Source organism: Proluteimonas luteida (assembly GCF_021191695.1).
GTDB lineage: Bacteria > Pseudomonadota > Gammaproteobacteria > Xanthomonadales > Xanthomonadaceae > Luteimonas > Luteimonas luteida.
The window spans coordinates 1-15888 of the sequence record NZ_JAIWPT010000012.1 but is presented as its reverse complement, the minus strand read 5'-3'; the positions used below and the strand labels follow the sequence as shown (position 1 = coordinate 15888).

The window sequence follows — 15888 nt, the reverse complement described above, 5'->3', positions numbered from 1 at the left end:
GGCCGTTAGGGTCAGTGCCGGTCGCCGCGCGCCTCGAGCGCGGCGACCGCCGGCAGCGTCTTGCCTTCGAGGAACTCGAGGAACGCGCCGCCGCCGGTGGAGATGTACGACACGTCGGCGGCGATGCCGTACTTGTCGACCGCGGCCAGGGTGTCGCCGCCGCCGGCGATCGAGAACGCCTTCGACGTCGCGATCGCGCGCGCCAGCGCCTCGGTGCCCTTGCCGAAGGCGTCGAACTCGAACACGCCGACCGGGCCGTTCCAGACCACGGTGCCGGCCGAGGCGATCATCGCGGCGTAGCGCGCGGCCGTGTCCGGGCCGATGTCGAGGATCATGTCCTCGGGACCGACCGCGTCGACGGCCTTGACCGTCGCCGGCGCATCGGCGGCGAAGGCCGGGGCGACGACGACGTCGGTCGGCACCGGGATCTCGGCGCCGCGCGCGCGCGCATCGGCCATGATCTGCCTCGCGGTGTCCAGCAGGTCGGCCTCGACCAGCGACTTGCCGACATCGTGGCCGAGCGCGGCGATGAAGGTGTTGGCGATGCCGCCGCCGACGATCAGCTGGTCCACCTTGTCGACCAGCGACGACAGCAGCTCGAGCTTGGTCGAGACCTTGCTGCCGGCGACGATCGCCAGCAGCGGCCGCGCCGGCTTGTCCAGCGCGCGGGCCAGCGCATCGAGCTCGGCCATCAGCAGCGGCCCGCCGGCGACCTGCTTCGCGAAACGGATCACGCCATGGGTCGAGGCCTGCGCACGGTGCGCGGTGCCGAACGCGTCCATGACGAACACGTCGCACAGCGCGGCGTACTTCTTCGCCAGCGCCTCGTCGTCGGCCTTCTCGCCGACATTCATGCGGCAGTTCTCCAGCAGCACCAGCTGGCCGGGCGCGACCTCGACGCCATCGACCCAGTCGCGCACCAGCGGCACGTCGATGCCGAGCAGCTCCGACAGGCGCGCGGCCACGGGTGCCAGCGAGTCGGCCTCGCTCCAGCTGCCCTCCTTCGGACGTCCCAGGTGCGACATCACCATCACCGCCGCGCCCTGCGCCAGCGCCTGTTTCAACGTCGGCAACGCGGCGAGGATGCGCTGGTCGGAAACGACCTTGCCGGCGTCGACCGGGACGTTGAGGTCTTCCCGGATCAATACGCGCTTGCCGGAAAGGTCGAGGTCGGACATGCGGACGATGGTCATGGAATCTGGACTCGCTTCGGAAGGGAGAAAGGAAACTGCGCCATGCGTGGCACGACGCCGGTGCACCTGCACCTGCGCCTGAACCTGAGGCGCGACGCGCTGGCCGAGAGTGGGGCGCCATTGTCGATGCCGGCGCCGGTGCAGGCAAACCGCGCCGGAAAAGCGCGAGCGCTCATGACAACGTCCCGATCGCACCAAGGCGACCGATTCCACCTGTCGTCCCGAGCGTAGCGAGGGACCTGTTCCGGCCTCTTTCGGGCTCTTCTCCAATTCCCGGGATTCCCCGATCGTAGGTCGGGGCAACGCCCCCGACGCCAGGACGCCCCGCAGGCCGCGTCGGGTCCCGACACCTCGCGAACCCGGACACCGCGCACGTCGGCCGCGTGGGGCCGACCTACGGCAGGATCGGAGTGGCCGTCTTCTCCGACTCCCGGGATGTCCCGATCGTAGGTCGGGGCAACGCCCCCGACGCCGGGACGCCCCGCAAGCCGCGCCGGGTCCCCCCGACACCTCGCGACCGCGGCCACCGCGCACGTCGGCCGCGGGGGGCCGACCTGCGGCGGATCGGAGTGACCGTTCCCCGAACGTTCGGCTGCCCCGCCCGGCGGCAACCGCATCAACCGGCGCGCGGCCGCCGCAGCAGCTGCATCGCGAACGCCACCACCAGTCCGACGCCTGCCAGCAGCACCGCCCACAGCAGCCACTGCGTCCAGTCGCGCGGCGTGTCCGGCGGCTGCAGCGCGGCCTCGCCGGCCAGTACGGTCGGCGTCGCCGCCAGCGTGGCCGGCGCCGGCTGCCAGTCGTCGCCATGCTGGCGGCGCAGCGCGCCGAGCAGGTCCGACACCGGAGCATCGGCGCGTGTCGCACGGGCGCTGCCGGCGGCCAGTGCGAACGGCCCCGGCCCCTGCGCGAGGAACACCAGCGTCTCCGGCTGGTAGCCCAGCCGCAGCACCGGCGCGGCCTCGCCCGCCGGGCCTTCGCTGTGCAGGCGCCACTGGCGGTCGCGGACCGGTCCGGCCAGCGCCTGCGGTGGCGAGCGGTCCTCGCGACCGTCGCCGCGCACGTTGAACGCGACCCACGGGCCGGCGCGCAGTTGCCATGTGCCGTCGTCGCCGTCGCGGCTGCGCAGGGTCCAGCGCGCGGCGCTGTTGCCGACCACCTGCAGGTCGACGCTGGCGACCGGGAAACGTCCCGGCAGCACATAGTCGAACACCGTGCGCCCCTGTTCGGTCACTGCACGGCCCTCGAGTGCGATCCACGACCAGGCCCGGGGCTGCGACCGCGGCGCCAGTACCGCCGCGACGCCGGTCAGTGCCGGCGCCATGGTCCCGCGCACCGGCGTCAGCCGCAGGTAGCGGTGCGCGCCGCCGACCGGGATGCGGCCCTGCCGCAGCCGCTGGCCGTCGCGTTGCAGGTCCAGCATCGGCGCATCGGCGTGCAGCAGGCGCCAGTCGCGCAGGTCGTCGCTGCCCTCGACGCGGTAGCCCGCCTCGACGCCGCCATCGTCCCAGTGCAGTTCGACCGCCTCGACCGGCTCGCGCAGCTGGCTGGCATCGACCAGCCAGGCCGGGCCGCGCGCCGGCGTCGCGGTGCCGCGCGCTTCGACCCGCAGCACCCGGCCGTCGTCGCTGCGGGTACTGATGACCGACAGGTCGTCCTGCGCATCGCCGGCCGACGCCGGCAGCGGGAACCAGCGCAGTTCGACGGTGCGCGCCGCGCCCGCCGCCGTGGGCGACGCGACCAGCGCCGCCGGCACGCTGGCGCCGTCGGCGTTGATCACGTCCAGATCGCCGAGGTCCGAGCGCTGCACGCTGCGATAGACCGCCTCGTCGAGCGTCACCCGGTAGGCGCCGGCGTCGGCCGTACCGGGCACGAGGGTCCAAGCCTGCACGTAATCCTCGCGCGGCCCGGCCAGGGCCAGCAGCGGCGCCAGGCCGCACAGTGCGATCAGACGCTTCATGCCTTCGCTTCCTCCGATGTCCCGTCGATCTCGTCTCCGCCGGCCGCGCGCGGCGGCGCCGGTGCGAAGAAACCCACCACCGTGCACAGCAGGCCATAGGCGATGAACGAGCCGATGCCCCACAGGTTGCCGAGATGCCCGCGGTCGACGAGCACCAGCTTCGCCAGCACGATCGCCATCAGCGCCGCGCCCGCCAGCCACAGCAGGCGCTGGCCGCGGCGCGAGCCGACGACCCAGCCGAACACGCCGAGAATGCTCCAGACCACGGTCAGGCTGGTCTGCGCCAGGCTGCTCGACGACAGCCGCAGGCTCCAGTCGACGCCGCCCCAGTGATGGGCGCCGCGCAGGGTGATCGCGGTGACCAGCAGGAAGGCCAGCGCCGCCAGCACCGGTACCCGTGCGCGCCGCACCGCGTCCGGCATCGCGGCCGACCACGACCACTGCGCGACCAGCAGCAGCACCGCGCCCTGCAGCAGATCCAGCGGATTGAGCACCGCGATCCACGGCAGCGGCGTGCTGGCGCCCGGCATCCGCAGCGCCACCAGCCAGCCCGCCAGCAGGCCGAGGAACACCACCGCCTGCAGCGGGGCGCGCATCGGGTCGAAGCGCGTCCCCAGCGGCGCCGCCAGCCAGGACCAGCGCCGCAGCGACACCGCCGCGAGCAGCAGCCACGGCAGTGCCAGCGCCACCGCGGCCCAGCCGTCGCCCAGCCCGTCGGGCAGGGCCCGTCCGGTCTGCAGCGCCACGTGCCGCAGCAGCAGCGAGGCCACCAGCGGCCACAGCAGCCACCAGACGAACTGCGCCGCGCGGGCGATCCCGGCATCGTCTCCGGTCCGCAGGCAGACCAGTCCGCGGACCCCGAGCACGGCGAACACCAGCCATGCCCACAGGCCGGTACCGGCGAACGGCTGGCCGTTCAATGCGACCTGCCACAGCGCCAGCGGCGCCGCGACCAGCAGCGCGGCGAGCAATGTCGCACCGAGCGCGCGCGCCGGGTGCCGGCGGTGCAGTTCGGCGGCGATCCAGCCGCTGACCGCGGCCAGCGCCAGCAGCGCATCCGGGACCGAGCGCCACGGCACCACGCGCACGATCTCGGCGGAGAACGCGCCGACCCACCACGCCACCGCCCACAGATAGGCGAACAGCGCGACGTGCATGCGCCCGGCGCCGCGGCAGCACCATGCGATCGCGAAGCCGGCCAGCGCGATGATCAGCGCACCGGCGAACAATCCGTGCAGGAACGGCATGGCCGAGGCCGGGACGACGTGACCGCCGGCGGCGAGTGCGAACGTCACCGCGGCGGCGACCTGCAATGCGCCGCCGGTGAACCGCGGCAGCCAGCGCTGCTGGCGCAGCCCCAGCCACACCAGCGCCGCACCCTCCAGCGCGAACACGCAGGCCGTCGCCTGTGCCGACAGCGCCAGCGGCACCGCCAGCGTCGCGAACCCGACCGCGAGCAGCGCATACGACTGCGCCAGTGCGTTGAAGTTCTCCCGCCGCAGCAGCGTCCATGCCAGCGCCGCGTACAGCGCCGCGACGCCGAGTGCGCAGAACGCCAGCGCCAGCGTGTCCGAGCGCAGCAGCGCGGCCTGCAGCGAGAACGCCACCAGCGGCGTGCCGAACACCAGGCAGCCGTCGATCAGGTCGCGGCGGCCGGCCGGCATGCGCCGCGCGTACAGCAGCGGGATCGCCAGGTAGAACAGGAAGAACAGCAGCAGGAACGGCTGCGTGGACGCGTACTTCGCCGGGTCGTAGTCCAGCACGCCCCACAGGATGCCGATGCCGAAGGTGAAGGCGAAGCCCAGCAGGTTCAGCACGCGCCACGACCTGAACCAGGCGATGCCGAGGATCGCCGCGTTGAGCATTGCGTAGTAGCCGAACAGCGCGACGTGGTTGCCGCTGCCGGTCGACAGCCAGATCGGCGCGAGGAAGCCCGCCAGCACCGCGAACACCGCGAGCGCCTTCGCGTTCTGCAGCACCGCCAGCACGCCGGCACCGGCGACCAGCGCCACGCTGGCCGCGAACGCCGCGGCGGCCGGCAGCATGCCGTAAAGCCGGAACGCGGCGAACACGACCAGCAGCAGGATGCCGATCATGCCGCCCTGCAGGCTCAGCGCGAACGCGCGGTGGCTGTCGCGCTTGCGCCAGCCGAACACCAGGCCGGCGACCGCCGCGGCGGCGATGCCGGCCAGGCGCAGGCCGATCGGCAGCGTCAGCCAACCCTGGTCGCTGGCGTACTTGAGCAGCGCGGCGACGCCGGCGAACAGCACCAGCATGCCGACCTTCACCGGCACGTTGCCGCTGGTGAACCAGCGTTTGACGGCGCGCAGCGCGATTGCGAGCGGATCCGGCGCATCCGGCGCCCGCGGGCGCGCGGGTGGAACCGGCGCCGGCGCGGCATCGGCATCGTGCCAGGCCTCGCGCGGCGGCACCGGCGGCAATGGCGGCGGTGCGGGACGCACGGATGCTGCCAGTGGATCGAGCGGATCGGGCCGGTACGGCGCCGGTGGTGGCGTTTCCACGATGGGCGGCACGCCGTCGGACGCAGGGTCGTCGGCACCGTAGCGGCCGGCCCGGCCGTCATCCGGATATCCGGTGCCCGCGGCGCCGCTATGCGCCGGGCCGGCAGCCGCCTGTGCGGGCGCGGACGATGCCGCGGCCGACGCCTGCGCGGCGCCACGCCGCAGACCCTCGACCGCCTGTTCGAGATCGGCGACCCGGCCGCGCAACCCGGCGATCATCGCCAGCGCGACGACCAGCAGCACCGGCACCAGCAGCAGCGCCAGGCCCAGCAACACCAGCACCCCTTCCATGCACGCATCCTGTCTGCGCCCCTGCGGCGCCCCGCCACATTACCCAGCGCGCGCACGAAAACAAGAAGCCCCGCTTGCGCGGGGCCTCCGGATACACGGCGGAGCCGTGGCGGTTACTTCGCCGCGACCACGCGCACCATCTCCAGGCACTTGTTGGAATAGCCCCACTCGTTGTCGTACCAGCTGACCAGCTTGACGAAGGTCGGGTCGAGCGCGATGCCGGCCTCGGCATCGAACACCGAGGTGCAGGTCTCGCCGCGGAAATCGGTGGCAACGACCTTGTCCTCGGTGTAGCCGAGCACGCCCTTGAGCGCGCCTTCGCTCTGCGCCTTCATCTCGGCCTTGATCTCGTCGTAGCTGGCCGGGTTCTCCAGCTCGACCGTCAGGTCGACCACCGACACGTCGGAGGTCGGCACGCGGAAGCTCATGCCGGTGAGCTTCTTGTTCAGTTGCGGGATCACCACGCCGACCGCCTTGGCCGCGCCGGTCGAGGACGGGATGATGTTCTCCAGGATGCCGCGGCCGCCGCGCCAGTCCTTGTTGCTGGGGCCGTCGACGGTCTTCTGGGTCGCGGTCGCCGCGTGCACGGTGGTCATCAGGCCGCGCTTGATGCCCCACTTGTCGTGGACCACCTTGGCGATCGGCGCCAGGCAGTTGGTGGTGCACGAGGCGTTGGAGACGATCGCCTCGCCGGCGTAGCTGCCGTCGTTGACGCCGAACACGAACATCGGCGTATCGTCCTTCGACGGCGCCGACAGGATGACCTTCTTCGCGCCGGCGTCGATGTGCTTCTGCGCGGTCTCCTTGGTCAGGAACAGGCCGGTCGATTCGATGACCACCTCGGCGCCGACCTCGTCCCACTTCAGGTTGGCCGGGTCGCGTTCCTGGCTCAGGCGGATCTTCTTCCCGTTGACGACCAGGGTATTGCCCTCGACCGAGACCTCGCCATCGAAACGGCCATGCACCGAGTCGTAGCGCAGCATGTAGGCCAGATAGTCGGGTTCGAGCAGGTCGTTGATCGCGACGATCTCGATGTCGCCCCCGAAGTTCTGCACCGCCGAGCGCAGCACGTTGCGGCCGATGCGGCCGAACCCGTTGATGCCTACCTTGATCGTCATGACGCCGGACTCCTGCATCCGCGCGGTCGCGCGGGAGATGTGGAAAGGGATGGAACGAATGCTGCGCGGCGACGGACGCCGGTGCGGGCAGCGCCGGCCATTCTAGCAAGCCGGTCCGGGGCCATCGGCCGCGGCGCCCCGGAAACGCCCGCACCGCAGCGCAAAACCCGCCATTGCGCCTTGATCGCGATCAAGGCGCGCCTGTTCATCGGGGCGGACACTGTCGCCACACCCCAACGACAGACAAGAGAACCGCCATGCGTACCCTTCCCCTCGCCCTGATCGCCGCCGCCCTCGCCGCCGGTGCCGCGCTGCCCGCCGCCGCCCAGTCCGCCGGCGACTGGACGCTGGCCGTCGGCGCCCACCAGGTCGACCCCAAGTCCGACAACGGCGCGCTCGCCGACGGCACCCTGCCGCTGGCGATCGGCAGCAGCGCCCGCCCGACGATCGCCGCCGAGTACTTCGTGCGCGACAACCTCGGCATCGAAGTGCTGGCCGCGCTGCCGTTCCACCACGACATCGACGTCAAGGGCGTGGGCAAGGTCGGCAGCACCAAGCACCTGCCGCCGACCGTCAGCCTGCAGTACCACTTCAACAGCGCCGGCACGGTCTCGCCGCTGCTCGGCATCGGCGTCAACTACACGACGTTCTTCAGCGAGGCCACGACCGGCGCGCTGGCCGGCACCAAGCTGGACCTGAAGGATTCCTGGGGCCTAGCGGCGCATGCCGGCCTGGACTTCAAGGTCGGCCAGAGCGGCAAGATCCGCGTCGACGTGCGCTGGATCGACATCGACACCGACGTCAGCGTCGACGGCGCCAGGCTCGGCACCGCCAACATCGACCCGCTGGTCTACGGCGCGGCCTACGTGCTGACGTTCTGAGCGCCTTCCCCTCCCGGTGCGCGACGCACCGGGCGGGGCCGGTAGAATGGACCGCATGCACCGATTCGTCCTGGCCTGCGGCCTCGCCTTCGTCTTCTTCCCCGCCGCCGCCTTCGCCTGGGGCGGCATGGGCCATCGCCTGGTCGCCGAACTGGCCGAGCAGGACCTCACCCCGGCCGCGCGCGCCGAAGTCGACCGCCTGCTGGCCGGCGAATGCGCACCGGCCCGGCAGCCGCCGGGCACGGCCGGCGACGCGCCCGTCGAAGGATGCAATCCGACGCTCGCCGGCATCGCCAGCTGGGCCGACGAGCTGCGCGAACACGACCCCGACCTCGGCCGCCGCTCCGCGCGCTGGCACTACGTCAACATCGGCGAATCGGCATGCGTGTACGACGCCGCGCGCGACTGCCCCGGCGGCGACTGCGTGGTCGAGGCGATCCGCGAACAGGCCGCGATCCTCGGCGACACCGCGCGCAGCGATGCCGAGCGCCGCCAGGCACTGAAGTTCGTCGTGCATTTCGTCGGCGACGCGCACCAGCCGATGCATGCCGGCTACGCCCACGACAAGGGTGGCAACACGAAGCAGATCAACCATCGCGACCGCGGCAGCAACCTGCACGCGTTCTGGGACAGCGGCATGCTGAACAGCACCCGGCGCACGCAGGCACAGTGGCTGGCGCGGCTGCAGTCGCGCCAGCCCGCGGTCGCGGACGCCACCGTCCTGCCGCCGCAGTCGCAGGCCTGGGCCGAACATGCCTGCCGCATCGTGCTGCAGCCCGGCGTCTATCCGCCGCGCGCGCGCATCGGCGACGACTATGTCGCGGCGCACCTGCCGACGGTGGAGCAGCAGCTGCGCGATGCCGGCGCGCGCCTCGGCGCGCTGCTGAACGCGACGCTGGACCCGACGCCGGCGCCTTGACGGATCCGCAACACATCGCCGGGCGACGTGGCCTACCATCGGCCGCTGGCAACGCGCGGAGCCGATGATGCGACCCGAGGTCGTCCCGTTCTTCCACGACGGCAGCAACACGTGGAGCTATGTCGTCCACGACCCGGGCTCGCGGGCGGCGGCGATCATCGACCCGGTACTCGACTTCGACATGGCCTCGGCGCGCACGTCGACGTCTTCGGCCGAGCGGCTGCTGGCATACGTCGGCGAGCATGGCCTCGACGTCCAGTGGATCCTCGAGACCCACGCCCACGCGGACCACCTGTCGGCCGGCGACTGGCTGCGCCGGCAGTTGCCCGGCGCGCGGCTGGCGATCGGCGACGGCATCCGCACCGTGCAGAAGACCTTCCGCCCGATCTTCAACCTCGGCGACCATTTCCCGGTCGACGGTTCGCAGTTCGACCATCTGTTCGCGGCCGATGCGCGGTTCCGCATCGGCGCGCTCGACGCCCGGGTGATCCCGGTTCCCGGCCATACCAGCGACAGCAACGCCTACCTGGTCGGCGATGCGCTGTTCACCGGCGATTCGCTGTTCATGCCCGACGGCGGCACCGCGCGCTGCGATTTCCCCGGCGGCGACGCGGCCACGCTGTACCGCTCGATCCAGCGGCTGTTCGAACTGCCCGACGAGACCCGCGTGTTCGTCTGCCACGACTACGGCCCCGGCGGCCGCGACGTGGCCTGCGAGACCACGATCGGCGCGCAGAAGCGGGACAACATCCATGTCGGCGGCGGCATCGACGAGGCCACGTTCGTCGCCACGCGCGAGGCACGCGATGCCACGCTGTCGATGCCGGCGCTGATCCTGCCGTCGGTGCAGACCAACCTGCGCGCCGGCGCGCTGCCCGAACCCGAGGCCAACGGCGTGCGTTACCTGAAGCTCCCGGTCGATACCCTGTAGCCGCCCGCCGCATCGTCCGTCACGCGGCCGCGCTATGCTCGGACCGCCGAAACGAAGGAAACCCGCATGTCCGCCCCGCGCCCGCTCCGCCTGCTGTCGCTGCTGCTGGCATCGAGCGGCATCGCCGTCGCGCACGACCATGCGCAGGACCCGACGCTGCGCGCGTCCGAGCCCGACACGCCGGCAATCGCCTCGCCGGTGGTCGTCCCGCTCGACGCGGGCAACCGTGCCGCGTTGCCGCGGCATGCCGTCGAAGCCGTAGCGCACGGCCAGACCCTGCGCTGCGAAGGCGTCTCGCTGACGGCGCTGCTGCAGGCCGGGGACGCGATGCCGGACACGCCGCTGCGCGGTCCGCACCTGGCCCGCTACGTGCTGGTGCAGGGACGCGACGGCTATCGCGCGCTGTTCTCGCTGGCCGAACTCGATGCCACGCTCGGCAATGCGCAGGTGGTGCTGGCCGACCGCTGCGACGGCCAGCCGATCGGCGACGACGCCGGTCCTTTGCGTCTGGTCGTGCCCGGCGATTCGCGTCCCGCCCGCGGCGTGCGCCAGGTCGACAGCATCACCGTCATCGTCGCGCCCTGACGCCTCCCCCTTCTACCGCCTCCCGATCCCGGCCCCGACATGTCCAAGTTCCGCATCCGCCTGCCCGCCCTGCCCCACCTGCCGACCCTGCTGATGGCGGCACTCCTGATGCTGGCCGCACCCGCCATCGCGCAGCGGCCCGCGGGCGACGCAGGCCAGGCGCCGATCACGGTGTTCGCCGCCGCCAGCCTCAAGGAATCGATGGACGCGGCCGCCGCGCGCTACCGCGAGGAGACGGGCCAGCCGGTGCGGGTGTCCTACGCGGCCAGTTCGGCGCTGGCGCGGCAGATCGAACAGCGCGCGCCGGCCGACGTGTTCGTCTCCGCCGATCTCGAATGGATGGACTGGCTGCAGCAGCGCGACCTGATCGATCCCGCCTCGCGCAGCAACCTGCTCGGCAACACCCTGGTGCTGGTCGCGCCCGCCGGCAGCACCGCGCAACCGTTCGTGCTCGGTCCCGACAGCGACCTGCTGCCATTGCTGGGGCCGCGCGGCCGGCTGTCGCTGGCGCTGACCGCCAGCGTCCCCGCCGGCAAGTACGCCAGGGCCGCCTTCACCAGCTTCGGAAGCTGGCGTGCGCTGCAGCCACGGGTCGCCGAATCAGACAGCGTGCGCTCGGCGCTGCAGCTGGTCGCGCGCGGCGAGGCGCCGCTGGGCGTGGTCTACGGCAGCGACGCGCTGGCCGAGCCGCGGGTCAAGGTGCTCGCGACGTTCCCCGCCGACAGCCACCCGCCGATCGTCTATCCGGTCGCGCGGATCGCGGCCAGCCGCAATCCGCAGGCCGCCGCGTTCGTACGCTGGCTCGAGGGCGAAACCGCCAGTGCGATCTTCCGCGCGCATGGCTTCACGATCCGCTGAACGGGCCGCCGGACAGGCGCGCTGAACGGCATGGACACGTGGCTGCACTTCAGCGCGGATGAACTGGTCGCGATCCGGCTGAGCCTGAAGGTCGCCAGCGTCGCCGCGCTGGCCAGCCTGCCGCTGGGCATCGCGGTCGCCTGGCTGCTGGCGCGCCGCCGCTTCTTCGGCAAGGCGCTGCTCGACGCGTTGGTGCACCTGCCGCTGGTGCTGCCGCCGGTGGTGGTCGGCTACGCACTGCTGGTGCTGTTCGGCGGCAACGGCGTGATCGGCCGCTGGCTGGAGGCCACGTTCGAATTCACCTTCGCGTTCCGCTGGACCGGCGCCGCGCTGGCCAGCGCGGTCATGGGCTTCCCGCTGATGGTGCGCACGATCCGGCTGTCGATCGAGAACGTCGACCGCCGCCTCGAACAGGCCGCAGCGACCCTCGGCGCCGGCCCGCTTCGGGTGTTCTTCACCATCACCCTGCCGCTGGCCTGGCCCGGCCTGGTCGCCGGCGCGGTGCTGGCGTTCGCCAAGGCGCTGGGCGAGTTCGGCGCGACGATCACCTTCGTCTCCAACATCCCCGGCCAGACCCAGACCATGTCGTCGGCGATCTACGGGCTGATGCAGGTGCCCGGCGGCGAGGCCGGCATCTGGCGGCTGGCCGCGGTCGCGGTCGCGATTTCGCTGGCCGCGCTGCTGGCCTCGGAATGGCTGGTGCGGCGCCAGCGCGGCGAGGCGTACGACTGATGCTGGCGATCGACATCGACCTGCAGCGGGGGAAGTTCAGGCGCCACGTGCGGATCGAGGCCGCCGAGCGCGTGGTCGCGCTGACCGGCCCCTCCGGCGCCGGCAAGACCAGCGTGCTCAACGCGATCGCCGGCCTGGCCACGCCGCGCGCCGGACGCATCGAGATCGACGGCCGCGTGCTGTTCGACAGCGCGCGCGGCATCGACCTGCCCGTCCACAGGCGCCGGATCGGCTACGTGTTCCAGGAGGCGCGCCTGTTCCCGCATCTCGACGTGCGCGGCAACCTGCGCTACGGCCGCCATGCCGGCGCACCGCAGGGCGCGACGTTCGAATTCGGGCAGATCGTCGAACTGCTCGGCATCGGCCCGCTGCTGGCGCGGCGCCCGGCCAACCTGTCCGGCGGCGAGGCCCAACGCGTGGCGATCGGCCGCGCGCTGCTGTCGCAGCCGGCGCTGCTGCTGCTCGACGAGCCGCTGTCGGCGCTGGACCAGGCGCGCCGCGAGGAGCTGATCCCGTACCTGCAGCGCGTCCGCGACGGGATCCGCCTGCCGATGCTCTACGTCAGCCACACCCCGGACGACGTGCGCCGCATCGCCTATGCGATCCACACCCTCGACGATCCCCCGCACCGCGACGCTCCGTAGAGCGCGTTGTCCACCCCTTGCAGGAGCACGGCCGATGAAACGCTACCGCAAGCACGACTTCCCGACCAACCAGGTGCGCCGCTTCCTCGAACCCGGCCCGGTGGTGCTGGTCAGCACCGCGTGGAACGGCGAGCGCGGCATCATGACCATGGGCTGGCACATGATGCTGGGCTGGAACCTGGTCGGTGCCTACATTACCGCCGGCACCCACAGTCACCGGCTCGCGCGCGGCAGCGGCGAATGCGTGATCAACCTGCCGACGCTGGACCTGCTCGATACCGCGGTCGGCATCGGCAACTGCAGTGGCAGCGACGGCGACAAGTTCGACCGCTTCGGGCTGAGCGCGTCGCCGGCAGCGCGGGTGCGGGCACCGCTGATCGCCGAATGCCATTCCAGTTTCGAATGCGTGCTGCGGGAAGCCCACGACAACGCCGACTACGACCTGTTCGTCTGGGAAGTGGTGCAGGCGCACGTGGCGCCGGTCCCGAAGCGGCCCCGCACCGTGCACTACCGCGGCAACGGCGAGTTCATGGTGTCGGGAAAGGAAGTGTCGCGGCGCAGGCTGTTCCGCCCGGAGATGCTGGAGGAATAGCCGCCCGCCGGCGTTCAGTCCGCCCGGGCGGGGCGGCCCGGACCCGCCGCGCCCGCATCCGGCACCGCAGGGCCATTCACGCCGGCCCGCTTATGCTCGGGCCATGACCGAATTCATCGACGCCCTCGACGTCGCGGTGGCGCGCATGCTGGCGCGGGTCGACGGCCCCCTGCATGTCGGTGCGCCGCTGGGCCTCGGCAAGCCGCACCGGCTGCTCAACGCACTCTACGATGCCGCGCTGGCCGACCCGACGCGGCCGTTGACGCTCTACACCGCGCTGTCGCTGGATCCCCCGGCCGGTGGCGATGATCTCGAGGGGCGCTTCCTCGGCCCGTTCGCCGAGCGTCACTTCGGCAAGGACTTCGTCCGCCTGAAGTACGTCGACGCGCTGCGCCGCGACGCGCTGCCGTCGCACGTCGCGGTCGAGGAGTTCTATCTGCAGTCGGGCGCGATGCTCGGCTCGACCCAGTCCCAGCGCCGCTACGCCAGCCTCAACTACACCCACGTCGCACGTGCGCTGGCCGACCGCGGCGTCAACGTGCTGGTGCAGAAGGTCGCGAGCAACGAGGACGCCAGCCGCTTCTCGCTGTCGTCGAACACCGACCTGACCTTCGACGCGATCGACGCGCTGCTCGCGGCCGGCCGTCCGCGGCCGCTGCTCGTGGCGGAAGTAGACCCGCAGCTGCCGTGGCTCGGCGGCACCGCGGCGGTCGACGCGGCGTTCTTCGATCTCGTGGTCACCCCGCCGCCGCCGTACCCGCGACTGTTCGGCCTGCCGCGGCAGCCGGTATCGGACGCCGACTATGCGATCGGCTTCCTCGCCAGCGCGCTGGTGCGCGATGGCGGCACCCTGCAGATCGGCATCGGCACGCTGGCCGACGCGCTGAGCCATGCGCTGGCGCTGCGGCATACCGACAACGCCGCCTACCGGCGCGTGCTGCACGCGCTCGACCCCGACATTGCCCGCCATCCCGCCGTGCGTCGCTGCGGCGGCCTCGATCCGTTCGTGCAGGGCCTGTACGGCTGCAGCGAGATGATCAACGAGGGGTTCAGGCGGCTGGTCGAGGTCGGCGTGATCCGCCGCCGGGTGGTCGACAAGGCGGCGCTGATGCGACGCGCCAACGACGGCAGCGCCAGCGCGCTGGACCAGGAGCTGATCGCACGCGACGGCGAGTTCCTGCATGGCGCGTTCTACCTCGGCTCGCCGGACTTCTACGCCTGGCTGCGGGGGCTCGACGCCGACACGTGCCGCGGCATCGGCATGAAGCGCGTCGGCGAGGTCAACGAACTGTACGGCCTCGACGAAGGCCTGGAGCGCCTGCAGCGCCGCGACGCGCGCTTCTTCAACAGCTGCATGATGGCCACCGCGCTCGGCTCGGCCGTGTCCGACGGGCTCGACGACGGCCGCGTGGTGTCGGGCGTCGGCGGCCAGTACAACTTCGTCGCGATGGCGCATGCGCTGCCCGATGCGCGCTCGGCGCTGCTGCTGCGCGCGAGCCGCGAGGATGGCGGCAGGCGCGTGTCCAACATCCGCTGGCACTACGGCCACACCACCATCCCCCGGCACCTGCGCGATCTCTACATCACCGAGTACGGCATCGCCGACGTGCGCGGCCTGACCGACGAGGACTGCGTGCTGGCGATGACCCGCATCGCCGACGCCGCGCACCAGTCGCATCTGCTCGAGCGCGCGCGCGCGTCGCGCAAGCTCGACCCGCGCTTCGTCGCGCCGCCGGCATGGGCGCGCAACACGCCCGAACGCCTGCGCGAAGCACTGGCGCCGCTGCGCCGCGACGGCAGCCTGCCCGACTATCCGCTGGGCAGCGATTTCGATGCGGTCGAGCAGCGCCTGCTGCAGGCGCTGGGTTGGCTGAAGTCGCGCACCGCGACCCGCGGCGGCAGGCTGCGCACCATCGTCGCGGCGCTGCGCGACGGCCGCACGGACGATGCGGACGCACTGCGGCGGATGGCGCTGGACGCGCCATCGGGCATTCGCGAACGGCTGCTGGCACGGCTGCTGGCACTGGGCCTGTCGTCGACGGCCGTGGCGCACGGCGACGGACCGGCGCGTCCGTCCGCCGGATGAGCACGGCCCGATGGCGGGCGCGCACGTTGCAATGTCGCGCCCGCGCCGCCATCTTGCCGGCAACGACAGGTTCCACAGGACATCCCATGGCCACCCGCGCCGACCAGATCCGCGATGCCCTCGCCGCGCTCGCGCCAAGCCATCTCGAAGTGCACGACGAGAGCCACATGCACAGCCGCGGACTGGAGACCCACTACAAGGCGGTGATCGTCAGCGAGGCCTTCGCGGGCAAGCGCGCGATCCAGCGCCACCAGCTCGCCTACCGCACGCTGGGCGAACAGATGCAGCGCATCCACGCCCTCGCGCTGCATACCTTCACTCCGGAGGAATGGGCCGCCGAGGCCCGGGTGCCCGACTCGCCGACCTGCCGTGGCGGCAGCAAGCACGACAGGCCCGCGTAAGGCGGGTCTCGACCCGCCACCAGGTCCTTCCATGCGATAGGCGGGTCGAGACCCGCCCTTGTGTCTTGGAGTCAGCCCTGATCAGGCAGACTCTCCCGGTGATCCGGGAGGTTCCGACGATGCCGTACCCGCCCTGAAGCCATCGAGCTTGTTGCGTAGATTCGGCACGTCGGAA

At 72.0% G+C, this 15888-nt stretch carries 14 protein-coding genes; 10 read left to right on the top strand and 4 right to left on the bottom strand.

Annotated features, from left to right (window positions below):
- Window positions 1-11 precede the first annotated feature (11 nt).
- The 4 genes from LDO26_RS11610 to gap all read right to left on the bottom strand — a co-directional run bounded on the left by LDO26_RS11610 (window position 12) and on the right by gap (window position 7084).
- The gene (locus LDO26_RS11610; RefSeq protein WP_232131262.1) at window positions 12-1193 is read right to left on the bottom strand and encodes a phosphoglycerate kinase; all 1182 of its coding nucleotides are present in this window, start codon (window positions 1191-1193) and stop codon (window positions 12-14) included.
- Between the two features lie 616 nt (window positions 1194-1809).
- Entirely contained in the window at window positions 1810-3153 is a 1344-nt protein-coding gene (locus LDO26_RS11605) for a DUF3999 domain-containing protein (RefSeq protein ID WP_232131261.1), read from the bottom strand.
- Window positions 3150-5966, bottom strand: coding sequence for a DUF2339 domain-containing protein (locus LDO26_RS11600; RefSeq protein WP_232131260.1), 2817 nt, complete (start codon window positions 5964-5966; stop codon window positions 3150-3152). Before LDO26_RS11600 ends, LDO26_RS11605 begins: the two co-directional genes overlap by 4 nt.
- 113 nt (window positions 5967-6079) lie before the next feature.
- Window positions 6080-7084, bottom strand: coding sequence for a type I glyceraldehyde-3-phosphate dehydrogenase (gap, locus tag LDO26_RS11595; protein WP_232131259.1), 1005 nt, complete (start codon window positions 7082-7084; stop codon window positions 6080-6082).
- A 257-nt stretch (window positions 7085-7341) separates the two neighbouring features.
- Here gap and LDO26_RS11590 point away from each other — a divergent pair, with 257 nt between their 5' ends.
- The 10 genes from LDO26_RS11590 (at window position 7342) to LDO26_RS11545 (ending at window position 15713) form a co-directional block, all read left to right on the top strand.
- Entirely contained in the window at window positions 7342-7965 is a 624-nt protein-coding gene (locus LDO26_RS11590; protein ID WP_232131258.1) for an OmpW/AlkL family protein, read from the top strand.
- Between the two features lie 55 nt (window positions 7966-8020).
- Complete coding sequence (locus LDO26_RS11585) at window positions 8021-8884, top strand: S1/P1 nuclease (RefSeq protein WP_232131257.1); 864 nt, start codon at window positions 8021-8023, stop codon at window positions 8882-8884.
- A 64-nt stretch (window positions 8885-8948) separates the two neighbouring features.
- Entirely contained in the window at window positions 8949-9815 is an 867-nt protein-coding gene (locus LDO26_RS11580) for an MBL fold metallo-hydrolase (protein ID WP_435594074.1), read from the top strand.
- A 66-nt stretch (window positions 9816-9881) separates the two neighbouring features.
- Window positions 9882-10400 (top strand): molybdopterin-dependent oxidoreductase, encoded by a 519-nt coding sequence (locus LDO26_RS11575; protein WP_232131255.1) that lies wholly within the window; start codon window positions 9882-9884, stop codon window positions 10398-10400.
- Window positions 10401-10493: 93 nt separating this feature from the next.
- Entirely contained in the window at window positions 10494-11258 is a 765-nt protein-coding gene (modA, locus tag LDO26_RS11570; RefSeq protein WP_435594077.1) for a molybdate ABC transporter substrate-binding protein, read from the top strand.
- A 30-nt stretch (window positions 11259-11288) separates the two neighbouring features.
- Window positions 11289-11990 (top strand): molybdate ABC transporter permease subunit, encoded by a 702-nt coding sequence (gene modB, locus LDO26_RS11565; protein WP_232131254.1) that lies wholly within the window; start codon window positions 11289-11291, stop codon window positions 11988-11990.
- A complete protein-coding gene (locus tag LDO26_RS11560) occupies window positions 11990-12634 on the top strand; it encodes an ATP-binding cassette domain-containing protein (RefSeq protein ID WP_232131253.1) in 645 nt (214 codons plus the stop codon). The genes modB and LDO26_RS11560 overlap by 1 nt, the downstream gene beginning before the upstream one ends.
- A 34-nt stretch (window positions 12635-12668) precedes the next feature.
- A complete protein-coding gene (locus LDO26_RS11555; RefSeq protein WP_232131252.1) occupies window positions 12669-13226 on the top strand; it encodes a flavin reductase family protein in 558 nt (185 codons plus the stop codon).
- A 103-nt stretch (window positions 13227-13329) separates the two neighbouring features.
- On the top strand, window positions 13330-15312 hold the full coding sequence (locus LDO26_RS11550; RefSeq protein WP_232131251.1) for an acetyl-CoA hydrolase/transferase C-terminal domain-containing protein: 1983 nt from the start codon (window positions 13330-13332) through the stop codon (window positions 15310-15312).
- A gap of 86 nt (window positions 15313-15398) precedes the next feature.
- Complete coding sequence (locus LDO26_RS11545) at window positions 15399-15713, top strand: BolA family protein (protein WP_232131250.1); 315 nt, start codon at window positions 15399-15401, stop codon at window positions 15711-15713.
- The last annotated feature ends 175 nt before the right edge of the window (window positions 15714-15888 follow it).

Coding starts and splice junctions, on each gene's coding strand:
- LDO26_RS11610 (WP_232131262.1), bottom strand. CDS start 1,193: ATGACCATCGTCCGCATGTCCGACCTCGACCTTTCCGGCAAGCGCGTA.
- LDO26_RS11605 (WP_232131261.1), bottom strand. CDS start 3,153: ATGAAGCGTCTGATCGCACTGTGCGGCCTGGCGCCGCTGCTGGCCCTG.
- LDO26_RS11600 (WP_232131260.1), bottom strand. CDS start 5,966: ATGGAAGGGGTGCTGGTGTTGCTGGGCCTGGCGCTGCTGCTGGTGCCG.
- gap (WP_232131259.1), bottom strand. CDS start 7,084: ATGACGATCAAGGTAGGCATCAACGGGTTCGGCCGCATCGGCCGCAAC.
- LDO26_RS11590 (WP_232131258.1), top strand. CDS start 7,342: ATGCGTACCCTTCCCCTCGCCCTGATCGCCGCCGCCCTCGCCGCCGGT.
- LDO26_RS11585 (WP_232131257.1), top strand. CDS start 8,021: ATGCACCGATTCGTCCTGGCCTGCGGCCTCGCCTTCGTCTTCTTCCCC.
- LDO26_RS11580 (WP_435594074.1), top strand. CDS start 8,949: ATGATGCGACCCGAGGTCGTCCCGTTCTTCCACGACGGCAGCAACACG.
- LDO26_RS11575 (WP_232131255.1), top strand. CDS start 9,882: ATGTCCGCCCCGCGCCCGCTCCGCCTGCTGTCGCTGCTGCTGGCATCG.
- modA (WP_435594077.1), top strand. CDS start 10,494: ATGGCGGCACTCCTGATGCTGGCCGCACCCGCCATCGCGCAGCGGCCC.
- modB (WP_232131254.1), top strand. CDS start 11,289: ATGGACACGTGGCTGCACTTCAGCGCGGATGAACTGGTCGCGATCCGG.
- LDO26_RS11560 (WP_232131253.1), top strand. CDS start 11,990: ATGCTGGCGATCGACATCGACCTGCAGCGGGGGAAGTTCAGGCGCCAC.
- LDO26_RS11555 (WP_232131252.1), top strand. CDS start 12,669: ATGAAACGCTACCGCAAGCACGACTTCCCGACCAACCAGGTGCGCCGC.
- LDO26_RS11550 (WP_232131251.1), top strand. CDS start 13,330: ATGACCGAATTCATCGACGCCCTCGACGTCGCGGTGGCGCGCATGCTG.
- LDO26_RS11545 (WP_232131250.1), top strand. CDS start 15,399: ATGGCCACCCGCGCCGACCAGATCCGCGATGCCCTCGCCGCGCTCGCG.